Raw genomic sequence first — 15,660 nt, forward strand, 5'->3', positions numbered from 1 at the left:
GATGTTATTTGTTTTAGATCATTTTTAAGTGTGATTTCCGTCACTTGTCGGTTTTGTGAGGATTATCAACTGGAGCAGAAACAACCGTGGGCGTAAAATATCCACAATTATTTGAATCTTTCTCCCTTTTAAGCCGCATTACAGAGGAAAGCGTGATGAATAAAAATACCGCCGATGAAACCCCGGTTTGCTGCTGCATTGATGTCGGTTCCATTATCGACAACACGGACTGCATTGCCTCCTACAGCCGCGTATTTGCTGATAAAGCCCAGGCTGATGACGTTCTGGCAGCCTTAACGGCCAAAGCCCGTGAAGTGGAATCTGAACCTTGCCAGATAACGCCGCGCTACACCGAAGTGGCCGGCGGCGTGCAGCTGGATATCGACTTTGTGTTCAGCTGCCAGGCTGAAACCATGATCTTCCAGCTCGGCCTGCGTTAACGCTCCTGCCTCAACACCCTGCTTTGCGCGGGGTGTTTCATTTCGTTATGTAATAATTCGTGTCGCTTCTCCCATTTTTCTCGCCCGCCGGTTGGCTGGATGTGAATTTTTAGTTAAGACTGTGATCAGGTCAGACCACTTTTTGTCTGTATTCACTTTTTTTAGCAGGGGAGCGTTATGAGTCAGGCACTGCCGTTGATTACCCGCCAGGGCGATCGTATTGCCATTGTCAGTGGTTTACGTACGCCGTTTGCCCGCCAGGCCACGGCTTTCCATGGTATTCCCGCCGTCGATCTCGGCAATATGGTGGTGAGCGAGCTGATGGCGCGCAGCGAAGTGCCGCCCGAAGCTATCGAACAGCTGGTTTTCGGCCAGGTTGTACAGATGCCAGAAGCCCCAAACATTGCCCGTGAAATCGTGCTTGGCACCGGCATGAGCGTGCATACCGACGCGTATAGCGTGAGCCGTGCCTGCGCCACCAGTTTCCAGGCCGTTGCGAACGTGGCCGAAAGCCTGATGGCCGGGACTATCCGAGCCGGTATTGCCGGGGGCGCAGATTCCTCTTCCGTGCTGCCTATTGGCGTAAGCAAAAAGCTGGGCCGCACGCTGGTGGATGTGAATAAAGCGCGCACGCTCGGGCAGCGCCTGAAACTGTTTTCCAAATTACGTCCTCGCGATTTATTACCGGTTCCCCCTGCGGTGGCGGAATACTCAACCGGCCTGCGCATGGGCGATACCGCCGAACAAATGGCAAAAACTCACGGTATTACCCGCGAGCAGCAGGATGCGCTGGCCCACCGTTCCCACGAACGTGCCGCGCAGGCCTGGCAGGAAGGTAAGCTTGCAGATGAGGTAATGACGGCATTTATCCCGCCTTATCGTCAGCCGTTTGCCGAAGATAACAACGTGCGTAAAGGTTCCAGCCTTGCAGATTATGCAAAGCTGCGCCCGGCTTTTGACCGCAAGCACGGCACCGTTACCGCCGCGAACAGTACGCCGCTGACGGACGGCGCGGCGGCCGTTATCCTGATGACGGAATCCCGCGCGAAAGAGCTTGGCCTCAAGCCGCTCGGCTACCTGCGCAGCTACGCGTTTACCGCCATTGATGTCTGGCAGGATATGCTGCTTGGCCCGGCATGGGCTACGCCGCTGGCGCTTGAGCGCGCCGGGATCACCCTGAATGATTTGACGCTGTTTGATATGCACGAAGCTTTTGCCGCGCAGACGTTAGCCAATTTGAAAATGCTTTCCAGCGAAAACTTCGCCCGCAACGTGCTGGGCCGGGCTCACGCCACCGGTGAAGTGGATGACGCTAAATTTAACGTGCTGGGCGGGTCGATTGCCTACGGACACCCGTTTGCGGCCACTGGCGCAAGGATGATTACCCAAACGCTGCACGAGCTGCGTCGCCGTGGCGGCGGTTTTGGCCTTGTTACGGCGTGTGCCGCCGGCGGCCTTGGTGCGGCAATGGTTCTGGAGGTGGAGTAATGGAGCAGAAAGGCGCATTCGATTTACACATTCGGCTGGATAACGTTGCGGTTGTCACCATCGACGTGCCTGGCGAGAAGATGAATACCCTGAAGGCCGAGTTTGGCGCTCAGGTACACGGCATTATTAAAAAGCTGCGCGACAACCCGAGCGTGCAGGGGCTGGTGTTTATCTCCGGCAAACCTGACAACTTTATTGCCGGGGCCGATATCAACATGATTGCTGGCTGTAAAACGGCCGGGGAAGCGCAGGAGCTGGCGCGGCAGGGGCAGCAGATCATGGCGGAAATCGCCGCGCTGCCGATGCCGGTTGTGGCCGCTATCCACGGTGCGTGTCTGGGCGGCGGGCTGGAAATGGCGCTTGCCTGCCATGCCCGAGTTTGTACCGATTCACCTAAAACCCAGCTTGGGCTGCCGGAGGTGCAGCTTGGCCTGCTGCCGGGGTCGGGCGGTACGCAGCGTCTCCCTCGCCTGATTGGCGTCAGCAACGCGCTGGACATGATTTTGACCGGCAAGCAGCTGCGCCCGCGCCAGGCGTTGAAGTTAGGGTTGGTGGATGACGTAGTGCCGGAATCCATTCTGCTGGATGCCGCCGTTGCGCTGGCGCTTAAAGGGCGCAAACCTTCACGTGAACTGCCGGTAAAAGAACGCGTGCTTGCCGGACCGCTGGGACGCTCCCTGTTGTTCCGCCTGGTCAGCAAGAAGACTGAGGCAAAAACCCAGGGTAACTACCCGGCAACTCGCCGCATCATCGACGTTATTCGTACCGGGCTTGAGCAGGGGAGCAAAAGCGGCTATGAGGCGGAAGCTAAAGCGTTTGGCGAACTGGCGATGTCCGCAGAATCTGCCGCGCTGCGCGGCCTGTTCTTTGCCAGCACTGAGTTAAAGAAAGAGTACGGCGGGGATGCAAAGCCCGGCAAACTCAACGCGGTGGGTATCCTCGGCGGCGGGCTGATGGGCGGCGGGATTGCCTATGTGACGGCCACCAAAGGCAAGCTGCCGGTGCGCATTAAAGACATTAATAACGAAGGGATTAACCACGCGCTGAACTACAGCTGGGATCTGCTGGACAAAAAAGTTCGCCGCCGCCATATGAAGCCGGCCGAACGGCAGCGCGAGCTGGCCCGCATCTCAGGGGGAACCGATTATCACGGGTTCAGCCAGCGCGATATCGTGGTGGAAGCCGTGTTTGAAGATTTGGCCCTGAAGCAGAAAATGGTGGCCGAAGTGGAGCAGCACGCCGCGCCGCATACTGTTTTTGCCTCAAACACCTCGTCGCTGCCGATTGCTGACATAGCCGCTCAAGCTGCGCGCCCGCAGCAGGTTATCGGCCTGCACTTTTTCAGTCCGGTCGACAAGATGCCGCTGGTTGAGGTGATCCCTCACGCAGGCACCAGTGCGGAAACCATTTCCACCACCGTACAGCTGGCGAAAAAACAGGGCAAAACGCCGATCGTTGTCGGCGACAGCGCTGGTTTTTACGTCAACCGTATTCTTGCACCTTACATTAACGAAGCGCTGCGCTGCCTGACGGAAGGTGAGCCTATCGAACGTATCGACGAAGCGCTGGTTAAGTTTGGTTTCCCGGTAGGGCCCGTGCAGCTGTTGGACGAAGTTGGGATAGACGTCGGCACTAAAATTATTCCGATTTTGCAGCAGGCCTTCGGCGATCGCTTCGCCGCGCCGGAAAGCGTCGATGCAATCTTGAAGGACGATCGCAAAGGAAGAAAAAATGGTCGCGGTTTCTATCTTTATCCGGCGAAAGGGCGTAAAAGCAAGAAACAGCCGGATACAGCGATTTACAAGCTGTTAGGCGTGACGCCAAACGGGCGTCAGACCCCGGAGCAAATCGCCGAACGCTGCGTGATGATGATGCTCAACGAAGCCGCGCGTTGCCTCGATGAGGGTGTGGTGAGAAGCGCACGGGATGGTGATATTGGCGGCGTGTTCGGCATCGGTTTTCCGCCGTTCCTGGGCGGGCCGTTCAGGTATATGGACAGCCTGAGTGCCGCGGACGTTGTGGCAAAATTACAGCGTTTAGCGGGTCAGTACGGGGAACGTTTCAAGCCCTGCGAAAGGCTGATTATTATGGCTGAACAACAGCTTAGTTTCTGGCCGGCGTTGAAGCCGCGGCCGGTTACTGAGCATGACGAAGCGCTGAGCTAAAACCGGGAAATGTACGCTGCAAGGTCATTTTGTAAACAGATATTGACTATACTTGCAGCATTGAGGTAAAAGACAGCGTTTCATTCGATGTACGGATAAGGCACAATGCCCGGCTGCCGTGAACCCCACTTTTTCAGCGTGCGGGTTCAGGCGTTCCTGGTTAACAAAAGCGGTGCAATATGCAAGTTTTTATCATGCGTCACGGCGACGCAGCACTCGATGCTGCCAGCGACTCGGTTCGTCCCCTGACCCAATGTGGGTGTGATGAGTCCCGTCTGATGGCGACCTGGTTAACAGGTCAGGTGACAAGTATCGAACGTGTTCTGGTGAGCCCTTACCTGCGAGCTGAACAGACCCTGGACGTGGTGCGGGAAGCGCTGAACCTCCCGGAAAAAGAAGACATCCTGCCTGAGCTACGGCCCTGCGGTGATGTGGGCCTGGTGGGAGATTACCTGCTGGCGCTGGCAAACGAAGGCGTTGAATCCGCGCTGGTGGTTTCCCACCTGCCGCTGGTCGGTTACCTGGTTTCCGAGCTTTGCCCGGAAGAGGCCCCGCCGATGTTTACCACGTCGGCAATTGCCAACGTCACGCTGGATCCGGAATCGGGTAAAGGCGTATTTAACTGGCAGATGAGCCCCTGCAATTTCAAGGTGGCTAAGGCTATCTGATTGCTGTGAGCATGAAAAAAAGAGTCGCGAAAGCGGCTCTTTTTGCTTTTAAAGTGTTAAGGATTTCCCCTCTCCCCAAAGGGGCGAGGAGACTGTTCCCGATCGCTTTCCCCCTCTCCTCCGGGAGAGGGCCGGGGTGAGGGGAATCTTTCACGCCGAGTTTACGGCAGCTCCGGCGGCTGCCACTCTTCAATTTCTATTAGCACCAGCAGCGCGGCATCGCCGCCGTACTCTTTCGGTGCCTGGTGAAACGCGACAATATGCGGATGCTGCGCCAGCCACAGCGGCGTTTGCTGCTTAAGAACGTGTTTACCGTGGCCGTGCATGACGCAGGCGCAGAAAACATGCTCGCGACGGCAGGCGGCAATCAGCGCGCCCAGCTCCTGTTTAGCCTGTAGCTGGGTCAGGCCGTGTAAATCAAGAAACAGCTCCGGGGAGTAGTCACCGCGACGCAGTTTCTTCAGCTCAAAATGGCTCACGCCTTCACGCACGTAGCGCATTGGCCCTTCGGTCGCCAGGCGCGGCTGAAACTCATCCGAAAAATAGTGGCTGGCGTCAGCCTGTTCCTGCAGCAGGCGTTTTACCGGGACTTCCGTTATTTTTTTACGTACCGGGCGGTGAACAATCGTATCCTGAGCCAGTTTTTTGGTGCCGCTCATCAGGCCGCGAAAAAGCGCCTCGTCTTCGGAACTGAGCGGTGATTTCTTTTTCATGTATATCTCGTCTCGCATTCGCTTTGTCGCCAGTTTACCCGCTTTCCCCGTCGGCAATAAAGAAAACGCAAATTTCACCGCCTCCCGGCGTCGATGGGTGCTGATTTGTCGCCTCCTTCATGGCAAACTAGCCGATTATTATTGAACTAGCGTGAGTCGCCTGCGGAGGGCACGTGGATAAAATTTTCGTCGATGAGGCAGTAAACGAGCTGCATACCATTCAGGATATGCTGCGCTGGTCGGTCAGCCGCTTTAGCGCCGCCAACATCTGGTATGGGCACGGCACCGACAATCCATGGGATGAAGCCGTTCAGCTGGTTCTGCCAAGCCTTTACCTGCCGCTTGATATTCCTGAAGATATGCGTACCGCGCGCCTGACGCCAAGCGAGCGTCACCGCATCGTTGAGCGTGTGATTCGCCGCGTAAACGAGCGTATTCCGGTTGCTTATCTGACGAACAAAGCCTGGTTCTGCGGCCACGAGTTCTACGTTGACGAACGCGTTCTGGTCCCGCGTTCCCCAATTGGTGAGCTGATCAATAACCGCTTTGCCGGGATGATCGATCACGAGCCGCAGCATATTCTTGATATGTGCACCGGCAGCGGCTGTATCGGCATCGCCTGCGCCTATGAATTCCCGAATGCGGAAGTGGATATCGTTGATATTTCCCCTGACGCTATCGCCGTGGCCGAGCAGAACATTTCCGAGCACGGCATGGACCACAACGTCACGCCGATTCGCTCTGATCTGTTCCGTGACCTGCCTAAAGTGCAGTACGACGTGATTGTGACGAACCCGCCGTACGTTGATGAAGAAGATATGGCCGACCTGCCGGGTGAATATCACTTTGAGCCAGAGCTGGGGCTGGCGGCCGGAAGCGATGGCCTGAAGCTGGCTCGCCGCATCCTGGCCTGTGCGCCAGACTACCTGGCCGACGGCGGGATCCTGATTTGTGAAGTAGGGAACAGCATGGTGCACCTGATGGATCAATATCCGGAGGTGCCGTTCACCTGGCTTGAGTTCGATAACGGCGGCGACGGCGTGTTTATGCTGACCAAAGCGCAGTTGATCGAGGCTCGCGAGCACTTCAGCATCTACAAAGATTAATTGCCGCACGTAAACGAGTCTTCGGGCTCGTTTTACTTCCCGCGCACAACACAACAACGACAACGGTGATTCAGTAAGGAGCCGTGATGGCTGGTAACAGTATTGGACAGGTTTTTCGCGTAACGACATTTGGTGAATCCCACGGCATCGCGCTGGGCTGCATTGTTGACGGCGTTCCGCCGGGCATCCCGCTGACCGAAGCCGACCTGCAGCACGATCTCGATCGCCGCCGCCCGGGCACCTCGCGTTACACCACCCAGCGCCGTGAGCCTGACCAGGTAAAAATTCTTTCCGGCGTGTTTGAAGGTGTGACGACAGGCACGAGCATCGGCCTGCTAATTGAAAACACCGATCAGCGCTCCCAGGATTACAGCGCCATCAAAGACGTGTTCCGTCCGGGGCACGCGGATTACACCTACGAACAAAAATATGGCCTGCGCGACTATCGCGGCGGTGGCCGTTCTTCCGCGCGTGAAACCGCCATGCGTGTGGCGGCGGGCGCGATTGCCAAGAAATATCTTGAGCAGAAATTCGGCATTAAAATTCGCGGCTGCATGACGCAGATGGGCGATATTCCGTTGGAAATCAAAGACTGGGATCAGGTAGAGCAGAATCCGTTCTTCTGCCCTGATCCGGATAAAATTGAAGCGCTGGACGAGCTGATGCGTGGCCTGAAAAAAGAGGGCGACTCTATCGGCGCGAAGATAACGGTTGTTGCCGACAACGTGCCGCCGGGCCTCGGCGAGCCGGTCTTTGACCGCCTGGATGCGGACATTGCCCACGCGCTGATGAGCATCAACGCGGTGAAAGGCGTGGAGATTGGCGAAGGCTTCGGCGTGGTGAACCTGCGTGGCAGCCAGAACCGGGACGAAATTACTCAACAGGGCTTCCAGAGCAACCATGTGGGCGGCATTCTGGGTGGCATCAGTAGCGGTCAGCAGATTGTGGCGAATATGGCCCTGAAGCCAACCTCCAGCATTACCGTGCCGGGAAAAACCATTAATCGTGATGGCGAAGAAGTGGAGATGATCACCCGTGGTCGTCACGATCCGTGCGTGGGGATCCGCGCCGTGCCGATCGCCGAAGCGATGCTGGCTATCGTGCTGATGGATCACCTGCTGCGCCAGCGTGCTCAGAACGCTGACGTTTCTTCCCCGCTTCCTCGCTGGTAAGTCAATGAAAAAATGCCTGATCGGGATGCTGGCGCTGGCCGCCAGCGCTCAGACTTTAGCGGCTACGCCGTGGCAAAAAATCGACCATCCTATTGCCGGTAGCGCGCAGTCCATCGGCGCGTTTTCCAACGGCTGCATCGTCGGCGCTAACGCGCTGCCGCTTGAAGACGCCCGCTATCAGGTGATGCGTCCGGATCAGCGTCGCTATTTCGGCCATCCCGATCTGGTGATGTTTATTCAGCGCCTGAGTAATCAGGTGAATCAGCTCGGCCTGGGCACGGTGCTGATTGGCGATATGGGCATGGCGGCGGGCGGGCGTTTTAGCTCCGGCCACGCCAGTCATCAGACCGGGCTGGATGTTGATATCTTCCTGCAGCTGCCAAAAGCGCGCTGGACGTCGGCGCAGCTGCTGCGCCCGCAAGCGTTGGACTTAGTCGCCGCTGACGGCAAGCGCGTGGTGCCGTCGCTGTGGAAGCCGGAAATCGACAGCCTGATTAAGCTTGCGGCTAAAGATAATGACGTCACGCGCATCTTCGTAAACCCGGCTATCAAGCAGCGGCTTTGCGAAGATGCCGGGGCTGACCGGGACTGGCTGCGTAAGGTACGTCCGTGGTTTGCCCACCGCGCCCATATGCACGTGCGTTTGCGCTGCCCGGCTAACAGCCTTGAGTGCGAAGATCAGCCTCTGCCTCCGCCAGGAGACGGCTGCGGTGCCGAGCTGCAAAGCTGGTTCGCGCCGCCTGCACCGGGCAGCACGCCACCGAAAAAGACAACCCCACCGCCTTTACCCGCCTCCTGTCAGGCATTACTGGATGAGCACGTTCTCTAAATGGAATGGTTTATGGTTTCCCCGCTGCTGCTGGTAGCGCTGTTTTTTGTCGCCATGCTCGCCGGGTTTATTGATGCGCTTGCAGGCGGCGGTGGGTTACTGACGGTTCCGGCCTTGCTGGCTGCGGGTATGTCCCCGGCGCAGGCGCTGGCGACCAACAAACTTCAGGCCTGCGGCGGGTCGGTCTCTGCCTCGCTCTATTTTATTCGCCGTAAGGTGGTCAGCCTTGCCGATCAGAAACTCAATATTCTGATGACTTTTATCGGCTCCACCTGCGGTGCGCTGCTGGTGCAGCACGTGCAGTCCGATATTCTGCGTCAGATCCTGCCGCTGCTGATCATCGGCATCGGGCTTTATTTTCTGCTGATGCCAAAGCTTGGCGAAGAAGATCGCCAGCGTCGCCTGTATGGCCTGCCGTTTGCGCTGATAGCTGGCGGCTGCGTAGGTTTTTATGACGGCTTCTTTGGCCCCGGTGCCGGGTCGTTTTATGCGCTGGCTTTTGTGACGCTTTGTGGTTTCAACCTCGCCAAATCTACCGCCCACGCTAAAGTGCTTAACGCCACGTCAAACCTTGGCGGGCTGCTGCTGTTCATTATCGGCGGCAAGGTGATTTGGGGTACCGGCTTCGTGATGATGGCCGGGCAATTTTTAGGCGCGAGAGTGGGTTCGCGTCTCGTATTGAGTAAAGGGCAGCAGCTGATTCGCCCGATGATCGTCGTGGTTTCGGCGGTGATGAGCGCCAAGCTGCTGTATGACAGCCACGGACCGGAAATCCTCCACTGGTTAGGGATAGCCTGAAATGAATAACGTAACAATGAGCAAACAGCACCATTATCAGGAGCTGATCGACGTGTTCGATAGTTGCTTCCTGGAAGAGTTTAATACCCGCCTGATCAAAGGCGATGACGAGCCTATCTATCTGCCCGCGGATGACGAGTTGCCGTATAACCGCATCGTCTTTGCGCACGGCTACTACGCCAGCGGAATGCATGAAATCTCCCACTGGTGCGTGGCCGGTAAAGAGCGCCGCAAGCTGGTGGACTTCGGTTACTGGTATTGCCCGGACGGGCGCGATGCCGAAACTCAGGGAAAATTTGAAGACGTGGAAGTGAAACCGCAGGCGCTGGAGTGGATGCTCAGTACGGCGGCAGGCTTTCCGTTTAACGTCAGCTGCGACAACCTGAGCGGCGATTTTGAGCCTGACCGCATTGCCTTTCAGCGTCGGGTACATGCTCAGGTTATGACTTATCTGAAAGAGGGGCTCCCTGAGCGTCCGGCACGTCTGATTGGCGCGCTAAGGGCGTATTATGGCACCCCTGCGCTGGACGCCGGGCAGTTTGCCTGGCCAGAAGACCTAAACTAAAAATCACCTGTATGAAGAGGATGTATGATGATCGCGGAATTTGAGTCACGTATTTTGGCGTTGATTGACGAGATGGTGGAGCACGCCAGTGACGACGACCTGTTTGCCAGCGGTTATCTGCGTGGGCACCTTACTCTGGCCGTGGCCGAACTGGAAAACGGTGACGAGCATAAGCCAGAAGCGCTGCACGTCGTCGTGACCGACAGCCTGCAAAAGGCGATTCAGGCGGGTGAGCTGTCGCCGCGCGATCAGGCGCTGGTGCTGGGCATGTGGGATACGCTTTTCGAGAAGGCGAAGTTTTAAGACTGACCCTCACCCTAACCCTCTCCCTAAAAGGGAGAGGGGATAAAATATCACGGAAGGTCTGATGAGGAGAAAATCATTTCACCGCTTTGCCTTTCAACAATTTCCTCACCCAAAGCCGGTTAGGGTTCAAGGCCGCGAGCGTGACGGCATCCATCGGAATCGGCTCTTCGCTCATTTGTGCCGCCAGAATCTCTGAGGCCAGCGGCGCGCTGCACAGCCCGCGGGATCCAAGCGCGCCCAGCATATAAAGATTGCCGTAAACCGGTGCCGGCTTCGCATTTTCACGATCTTCAGCAAGCCCTGCGTATTGCTCCAGTGTGGCTTCATAATCCGGAACGCTGCCTACCATTGGTAGATGATCGCGTGAGGCGCAGCGCACGCCACAGCGGGCTTCATTGGCTGAAACGTCCACTTCTTTTGCCCATTCGGCATGCGGTAAACAGTTGAGCAGCCGCTGGCGATTATGCTGCTGATCTTCTTCGTTCCAGGTCATCTCTTCCTGGCCACGGTGATAGCTGGCGCCGATGCAGTGATGCTGGTTTTGCGGGTTAACCGGCGTCAGGTAGCCGTCATAGCACAGCACCTGGCAGAGCTGGCTTAACCCTGGCGTGGTTGGAATATGGCTGACCTGGCCGCCCACGGAATACACCGGCAGGTTTTGCGTTTGCATAAACCGGCTGATTTGATGGCCGTTGGCCAGCACTACCGAGCTGTGTTGAACCGCTTCCTGCTCCGCAAAATCTATCTTCCAGCCGCCGTTATCGGGCGTTAAGCCGGTAGCCTGATGCCCATAGCGGATTTTCAATCCCTGCTGCTCGGCCAGTTCCAGCGCTCCGGCGGTAAGCTGCGCCGGGTAGAGCCAGCCGCCCAGCGGATAGCTAATCCCGCCGCACTGCGTGTCCACGCCACAGGTTTTCTCCACGGTTTCGGCGTCTACCGCCGTGGCCAGTAACCCGGGCAGGCCAAGGTTGAGCATCTGTTCGATTTTATGGGCGCTTTTTTCATCCCAGGCAAGCTGGGTGACGCCGCACCAGTCGTGGTCAAACGCTACCGGAAGGGCGTCATACAGGCGCCGCGCAAAGGTGAATGCCGCCGGGAAAAAGGTCGTCAGCGCGGCATCATGTGCGGTAAGCAGAGGGTAAAGTGCGCCCTGGCGGTTGCCGGAAGCTCCCTGAGCCGGTGCCTCATCCTCACAATACAGCGTCACCTGCCAGCCTCGACGCAGCAGCGCAAGAGAGAGAAGCGCGCTGGCTATTCCGCCGCCGATAATGGCGGTTTCTCGTTCGGGCGTGCCGGGGCGGGAGTACCACGGTGAGCGAGCTGGGGTTTCAATCGGCTTTTGCAACGACCCGACGAGCATCTCGCGTTTACGGCCAAACCCTTTGCTTCGTGTCACGGTAAAGCCTGCTTCAATCAGCCCACGGCGTACAAAGCCGGCGGAGGTAAAGGTCGCCAGCGTGCCGCCGGGGCGAGCCATGCGAACCATTGCCTGGAACAGCTGAGGCGTCCACATATCCGGGTTTTTGGCGGGCGCGAAGCCGTCAAGGAACCAGGCGTCGACCTGCTGATTCAGCGTGTCATCCAACTGAGATATCAGCTCGTTAATATCCCCGAACCACAGGTCCAGCGTAATGCGCCCGTTGTCCAGCAGCAGGCGGTGGCAGCCGGGCACAGGCAGCGGCCACTGTTGCTGAAGTTCGGCGGCGAAGCGGCTCAGTTCCGGCCAGTGCTTATGGGCCAGCGCCAGGTCAGGGGCGGTGAGGGGGAATTTTTCAAAACTGATAAAATGCAGCCGTTTTAAGCGGGCATCCTCACGTTTCACACAAAATTCATCGAACGCCTGCCATAAAGTCAAAAAGTTAAGGCCGGTACCAAAACCACTTTCCGCGACCACAAAAAGCGGTCTTTCGTGGGTTGCAAAGCGTTCGGGAAGATGGTTTCCGCCGAGGAAGACGTAACGCGTCTCTTCCAGCCCGTTATCGTTAGAGAAGTAAACGTCGTCAAAATCTCGGGATACAGGTGTACCTTCTTCGTTGAAACCGAGGTTGGCGGATTGTATAGGGGAATGTTTCACGTAAGTTGCTCGTGTGACAGGCAGTGGCTCGATCATAACGGGGCGAGCGGAGCGGCGCAAATTTCCGCATAATTTGGCTGATCGGACTTGTTCGGCGTACAACTGTACGCTATTGTGCCTCACGAAATCCTACATAGTGCAGTGAACGAGGTATTTGAATGAAACGTGCAGTGATTACTGGCCTGGGCATTGTATCCAGCATTGGTAATAACCAGCAGGAAGTCCTGGCATCTCTGCGAGAAGGACGCTCCGGGATCACTTTCTCGGAAGAGTTTAAAGAAGCGGGAATGCGCAGCCACATTTGGGGTAACGTCAAGCTGGATACCACCGGGTTGATTGACCGTAAAGTGGTTCGTTTCATGAACGATGCCTCTATCTATGCCTATCTTTCTATGCGTGAGGCTATTGCTGATGCTGGCCTGAGCGAAGAAGTGTATCAGAATAACCCACGCGTTGGCCTGATTGCAGGCTCCGGTGGTTCTTCTAAAGCGCAGGTCTTTGGGGCTGACGCGATGCGTAGCCCACGTGGCCTGAAAGCAGTGGGTCCTTACGTTGTCACCAAAGCGATGGGCTCCGCGGTTTCCGCCTGCCTCGCCACGCCGTTCAAAATCCACGGTGTGAACTACTCTATCAGCTCCGCCTGTGCGACTTCCGCGCACTGTATCGGTAACGCGGTAGAACAGATTCAACTGGGCAAACAGGACATCGTTTTTGCCGGCGGCGGCGAAGAGCTGGGCTGGGAAATGGCCTGTGAGTTCGATGCGATGGGCGCGCTGTCCACCAAATACAACGAAACGCCGGACAAAGCTTCCCGTACTTATGATACGCACCGCGACGGCTTCGTCATCGCTGGCGGCGGCGGTATGGTTGTGGTTGAAGAGCTGGAACACGCGTTGGCTCGTGGCGCACATATCTACGCTGAAATCGTTGGCTACGGCGCAACGTCCGATGGCGCAGACATGGTTGCTCCATCCGGTGAAGGCGCGGTGCGCTGCATGAAGATGGCCATGCACGGTGTTGATACGCCAATCGACTACCTGAACTCCCACGGGACTTCTACGCCGGTAGGCGACGTGAAAGAGCTGGGTGCGATCCGTGAAGTGTTCGCTGACCATAGCCCGGCTATTTCTGCGACCAAAGCAATGACCGGTCACTCTCTGGGTGCCGCAGGCGTGCAGGAAGCTATCTATAGCCTGCTGATGCTGGAGCATGGCTTTATCGCGCCAAGCATCAACGTGGAAGAGCTCGACGAGCAGGCTGCTGGCCTGAACATCGTCACTAAGCCTACCGATGCGACGCTGACCACCGTGATGTCCAACAGCTTCGGCTTCGGCGGTACTAACGCCACGCTGGTCATGCGTAAGCTGAACGCTTAATCTCAATGGCTGATTCAGAATGGGGTGCCCTCGGGTGCCCTATTTTTTTGTCTATTCCTCTGTATTGACAGCCGGTTAGCCGGCAGGCACTATGCATTCCCCTCCATTATCATTTTGATAATGCGTAAGCGTTTAACGTTAACCAACGCACCCTATAATCTGAACACTCAGAGGAAAGGGCGCGGGTTGAGTTGCGCCTTGCTCTGAATTTATGGAGTAAGCAGTATGTCTGCGGTACCTGAGACCACCCTTAAAACGTCGAAGTCGGCGAATACGTCGCTATTCAGAATTACCTTTGCGGTATTTCTTACCTATATGACGGTTGGCCTGCCGCTGCCCGTTATCCCGCTTTTTGTTCACCAGCAGCTTGGCTACGGCAACATGATGGTTGGCGTGGCGGTGGGCATTCAGTTTCTTGCCACAGTATTAACCCGAGGCTATGCCGGACGGCTGGCGGACCAGATGGGGGCCAAACGTTCTGTACTACAGGGCATGTTTGCCTGTGGACTGGCGGGCGTTGCCTATTTACTCGCCGCGCTGCTGCCGGTTGATCCGGCGGTAAAATTTGGCCTGCTGATCGTTGGGCGATTAATTCTTGGATTTGGCGAAAGCCAGCTGCTGACCGGGAACCTGACCTGGGGGCTGGGTCTGGTTGGGCCGGGACGTTCCGGTAAGGTGATGTCCTGGAACGGGATGGCGATTTACGGTGCGCTGGCCGCCGGGGCGCCGCTTGGCCTGATGTTCAACGCCCAGTGGGGTTTTGTTGCATTGGGCGTGACGACCATTGCTCTGCCGCTGATTGGCCTGCTGTTTAATAGTACCGTGCAGCCTGTTCCGGCCCATAAAGGCGAGCGGCCTTCGCTGTTTACCGTTGTTGGGCTTATCTGGCAGCCAGGGCTCGGGCTGGCGCTGCAGGGCGTTGGTTTCGCCGTTATTGGTACCTTTGTTTCGCTCTATTTTGCCGCAAACGGCTGGGCTCATGCAGGCTTCACCTTAACGGCTTTCGGCGGCGCGTTTGTTCTGGTGCGCGTGCTGTTTGGCTGGATGCCTGACCGCTACGGCGGCGTGCGCGTGGCGCTGTTCTCACTGGCCGTTGAAACGGTGGGCCTGCTGCTTCTTTGGCATGCGCCTGGTGCCTGGACCGCGTTGCTTGGTGCAGCGCTGACGGGCTGCGGCTGCTCGTTAATTTTCCCGGCGCTGGGCGTGGAAGTGGTTAAGCGCGTTCCGCCTCAGGTTCGCGGCACTGCCCTGGGCGGCTATGCGGCATTCCAGGATATTTCATACGGCATCACCGGGCCGCTTACCGGGATTCTGGCCACTTCCATGGGCTATTCGTCGGTGTTTATGGCGGGGGCGATTTCTGCGGTTCTGGGGATTGCCGTGACGATGGTGGCGTTCAGGAAGTAGGTTTTTAGCCTTATTATCGGAGTGATGCTTTGTTATCACAAATACCGGTGATAATGCAGGGGCGGTGAATATTCCGTTCACTTCCAGTCCTGTTTTATATGCAGCCACCGCAACGGTGAACGACTCGGGGAAGTCACCGTCACTTCCCCGAGACCCCGGACTCCCGGCCAAATAAATCGCCGCAAGCGGTAAACCTCAGTTTTATCTCCCAGTCCTGGGTCGGCTGAGACGCGTTCCCGACGCTCTCAGCCTCCGGCCGTTCCCGACGCCCGGACCCTGGCCAGTCGGAGAGAAAACCGAGGCGATTTAAGCCGGAACCGAGCCTCGCTTTAAACCCGCAGTAATTCTGAAAGTCACCGTCGCTTCAAGACTTACAGCCACGCCTTTGTTCCCGGCTCTCATCGCCCCCGGTGATGACCCAACTCAGGCGGGGTTGAGCTGCCGGGAGCAGCGAAAGAGAGCGATCGTCGGGAACGAATCGCGAACGACCCCGAATGTTTGGGTGATAACCGGTGGGTTTACCGCTTTAGCGGCGATGAGCTCGCCGGGCGCC

14 protein-coding genes are annotated in these 15,660 nt (G+C 57.1%); 12 read left to right on the forward strand and 2 right to left on the reverse strand.

What is annotated here, in order from left to right; all coding sequences use genetic code 11:
• The first annotated feature begins 155 nt into the window (after nucleotides 1–155).
• From VGM55_RS05525 to sixA, 4 genes are all read left to right on the forward strand, one after another.
• Nucleotides 156–440 (forward strand): YfcZ/YiiS family protein, encoded by a 285-nt coding sequence (locus VGM55_RS05525; RefSeq protein WP_154188773.1) that lies wholly within the window; start codon nucleotides 156–158, stop codon nucleotides 438–440.
• A gap of 177 nt (nucleotides 441–617) precedes the next feature.
• Complete coding sequence (gene fadI / locus VGM55_RS05530) at nucleotides 618–1,928, forward strand: acetyl-CoA C-acyltransferase FadI (protein ID WP_154188774.1); 1,311 nt, start codon at nucleotides 618–620, stop codon at nucleotides 1,926–1,928.
• Nucleotides 1,928–4,093, forward strand: coding sequence for a fatty acid oxidation complex subunit alpha FadJ (gene fadJ / locus VGM55_RS05535; RefSeq protein WP_331634847.1), 2,166 nt, complete (start codon nucleotides 1,928–1,930; stop codon nucleotides 4,091–4,093). Before fadI ends, fadJ begins: the two co-directional genes overlap by 1 nt.
• Before the next feature lie 179 nt (nucleotides 4,094–4,272).
• A complete protein-coding gene (gene sixA, locus VGM55_RS05540) occupies nucleotides 4,273–4,761 on the forward strand; it encodes a phosphohistidine phosphatase SixA (protein ID WP_154188776.1) in 489 nt (162 codons plus the stop codon).
• 161 nt (nucleotides 4,762–4,922) lie between these two features.
• Here the strand turns inward: sixA and smrB are convergent, their stop codons facing one another.
• Complete coding sequence (smrB, locus tag VGM55_RS05545) at nucleotides 4,923–5,474, reverse strand: endonuclease SmrB (RefSeq protein ID WP_038480719.1); 552 nt, start codon at nucleotides 5,472–5,474, stop codon at nucleotides 4,923–4,925.
• 173 nt (nucleotides 5,475–5,647) lie between these two features.
• Here smrB and prmB point away from each other — a divergent pair, with 173 nt between their 5' ends.
• The 6 genes from prmB (at nucleotide 5,648) to VGM55_RS05575 (ending at nucleotide 10,247) form a co-directional block, all read left to right on the forward strand.
• Nucleotides 5,648–6,580 (forward strand): 50S ribosomal protein L3 N(5)-glutamine methyltransferase, encoded by a 933-nt coding sequence (gene prmB / locus VGM55_RS05550; RefSeq protein WP_038480721.1) that lies wholly within the window; start codon nucleotides 5,648–5,650, stop codon nucleotides 6,578–6,580.
• A gap of 86 nt (nucleotides 6,581–6,666) precedes the next feature.
• Complete coding sequence (gene aroC, locus VGM55_RS05555) at nucleotides 6,667–7,752, forward strand: chorismate synthase (RefSeq protein ID WP_331634848.1); 1,086 nt, start codon at nucleotides 6,667–6,669, stop codon at nucleotides 7,750–7,752.
• Between the two features lie 4 nt (nucleotides 7,753–7,756).
• Nucleotides 7,757–8,581: a penicillin-insensitive murein endopeptidase gene (mepA, locus tag VGM55_RS05560; RefSeq protein WP_154188779.1), complete on the forward strand. Its 825-nt coding sequence runs from the start codon at nucleotides 7,757–7,759 to the stop codon at nucleotides 8,579–8,581.
• Nucleotides 8,582–9,379, forward strand: coding sequence for a sulfite exporter TauE/SafE family protein (locus VGM55_RS05565; protein WP_154188780.1), 798 nt, complete (start codon nucleotides 8,582–8,584; stop codon nucleotides 9,377–9,379).
• A 16-nt stretch (nucleotides 9,380–9,395) separates the two neighbouring features.
• Nucleotides 9,396–9,944: an elongation factor P hydroxylase gene (locus tag VGM55_RS05570; RefSeq protein ID WP_154188819.1), complete on the forward strand. Its 549-nt coding sequence runs from the start codon at nucleotides 9,396–9,398 to the stop codon at nucleotides 9,942–9,944.
• A gap of 27 nt (nucleotides 9,945–9,971) precedes the next feature.
• On the forward strand, nucleotides 9,972–10,247 hold the full coding sequence (locus VGM55_RS05575) for a YfcL family protein (RefSeq protein WP_038480733.1): 276 nt from the start codon (nucleotides 9,972–9,974) through the stop codon (nucleotides 10,245–10,247).
• A 76-nt stretch (nucleotides 10,248–10,323) separates the two neighbouring features.
• On the opposite strand, the gene mnmC is transcribed toward VGM55_RS05575, so the two are convergent.
• On the reverse strand, nucleotides 10,324–12,324 hold the full coding sequence (mnmC, locus tag VGM55_RS05580) for a bifunctional tRNA (5-methylaminomethyl-2-thiouridine)(34)-methyltransferase MnmD/FAD-dependent 5-carboxymethylaminomethyl-2-thiouridine(34) oxidoreductase MnmC (protein ID WP_331634849.1): 2,001 nt from the start codon (nucleotides 12,322–12,324) through the stop codon (nucleotides 10,324–10,326).
• Nucleotides 12,325–12,482: 158 nt separating this feature from the next.
• Here mnmC and fabB point away from each other — a divergent pair, with 158 nt between their 5' ends.
• Together fabB and VGM55_RS05590 are read left to right on the forward strand one after the other, a co-directional pair.
• Nucleotides 12,483–13,700 (forward strand): beta-ketoacyl-ACP synthase I, encoded by a 1,218-nt coding sequence (gene fabB, locus VGM55_RS05585; RefSeq protein ID WP_154188783.1) that lies wholly within the window; start codon nucleotides 12,483–12,485, stop codon nucleotides 13,698–13,700.
• Between the two features lie 225 nt (nucleotides 13,701–13,925).
• Nucleotides 13,926–15,107 (forward strand): MFS transporter, encoded by a 1,182-nt coding sequence (locus VGM55_RS05590; protein WP_154188784.1) that lies wholly within the window; start codon nucleotides 13,926–13,928, stop codon nucleotides 15,105–15,107.
• Nucleotides 15,108–15,660: the final 553 nt, after the last annotated feature.

Origin of the sequence: Cedecea sp. (genome assembly GCF_036500665.1) — a bacterium.
Taxonomy (GTDB): Bacteria; Pseudomonadota; Gammaproteobacteria; order Enterobacterales; family Enterobacteriaceae; genus Cedecea.

What these genes read in the sequence shown, in the direction of transcription:
- VGM55_RS05525 (WP_154188773.1), top strand. Translation starts at nt 156, where the DNA reads ATGAATAAAAATACCGCCGATGAAACCCCGGTTTGCTGCTGCATTGAT.
- fadI (WP_154188774.1), top strand. Translation starts at nt 618, where the DNA reads ATGAGTCAGGCACTGCCGTTGATTACCCGCCAGGGCGATCGTATTGCC.
- fadJ (WP_331634847.1), top strand. Translation starts at nt 1,928, where the DNA reads ATGGAGCAGAAAGGCGCATTCGATTTACACATTCGGCTGGATAACGTT.
- sixA (WP_154188776.1), top strand. Translation starts at nt 4,273, where the DNA reads ATGCAAGTTTTTATCATGCGTCACGGCGACGCAGCACTCGATGCTGCC.
- smrB (WP_038480719.1), bottom strand. Translation starts at nt 5,474, where the DNA reads ATGAAAAAGAAATCACCGCTCAGTTCCGAAGACGAGGCGCTTTTTCGC.
- aroC (WP_331634848.1), top strand. Translation starts at nt 6,667, where the DNA reads ATGGCTGGTAACAGTATTGGACAGGTTTTTCGCGTAACGACATTTGGT.
- mepA (WP_154188779.1), top strand. Translation starts at nt 7,757, where the DNA reads ATGAAAAAATGCCTGATCGGGATGCTGGCGCTGGCCGCCAGCGCTCAG.
- VGM55_RS05565 (WP_154188780.1), top strand. Translation starts at nt 8,582, where the DNA reads ATGGAATGGTTTATGGTTTCCCCGCTGCTGCTGGTAGCGCTGTTTTTT.
- VGM55_RS05570 (WP_154188819.1), top strand. Translation starts at nt 9,396, where the DNA reads ATGAGCAAACAGCACCATTATCAGGAGCTGATCGACGTGTTCGATAGT.
- VGM55_RS05575 (WP_038480733.1), top strand. Translation starts at nt 9,972, where the DNA reads ATGATCGCGGAATTTGAGTCACGTATTTTGGCGTTGATTGACGAGATG.
- fabB (WP_154188783.1), top strand. Translation starts at nt 12,483, where the DNA reads ATGAAACGTGCAGTGATTACTGGCCTGGGCATTGTATCCAGCATTGGT.
- VGM55_RS05590 (WP_154188784.1), top strand. Translation starts at nt 13,926, where the DNA reads ATGTCTGCGGTACCTGAGACCACCCTTAAAACGTCGAAGTCGGCGAAT.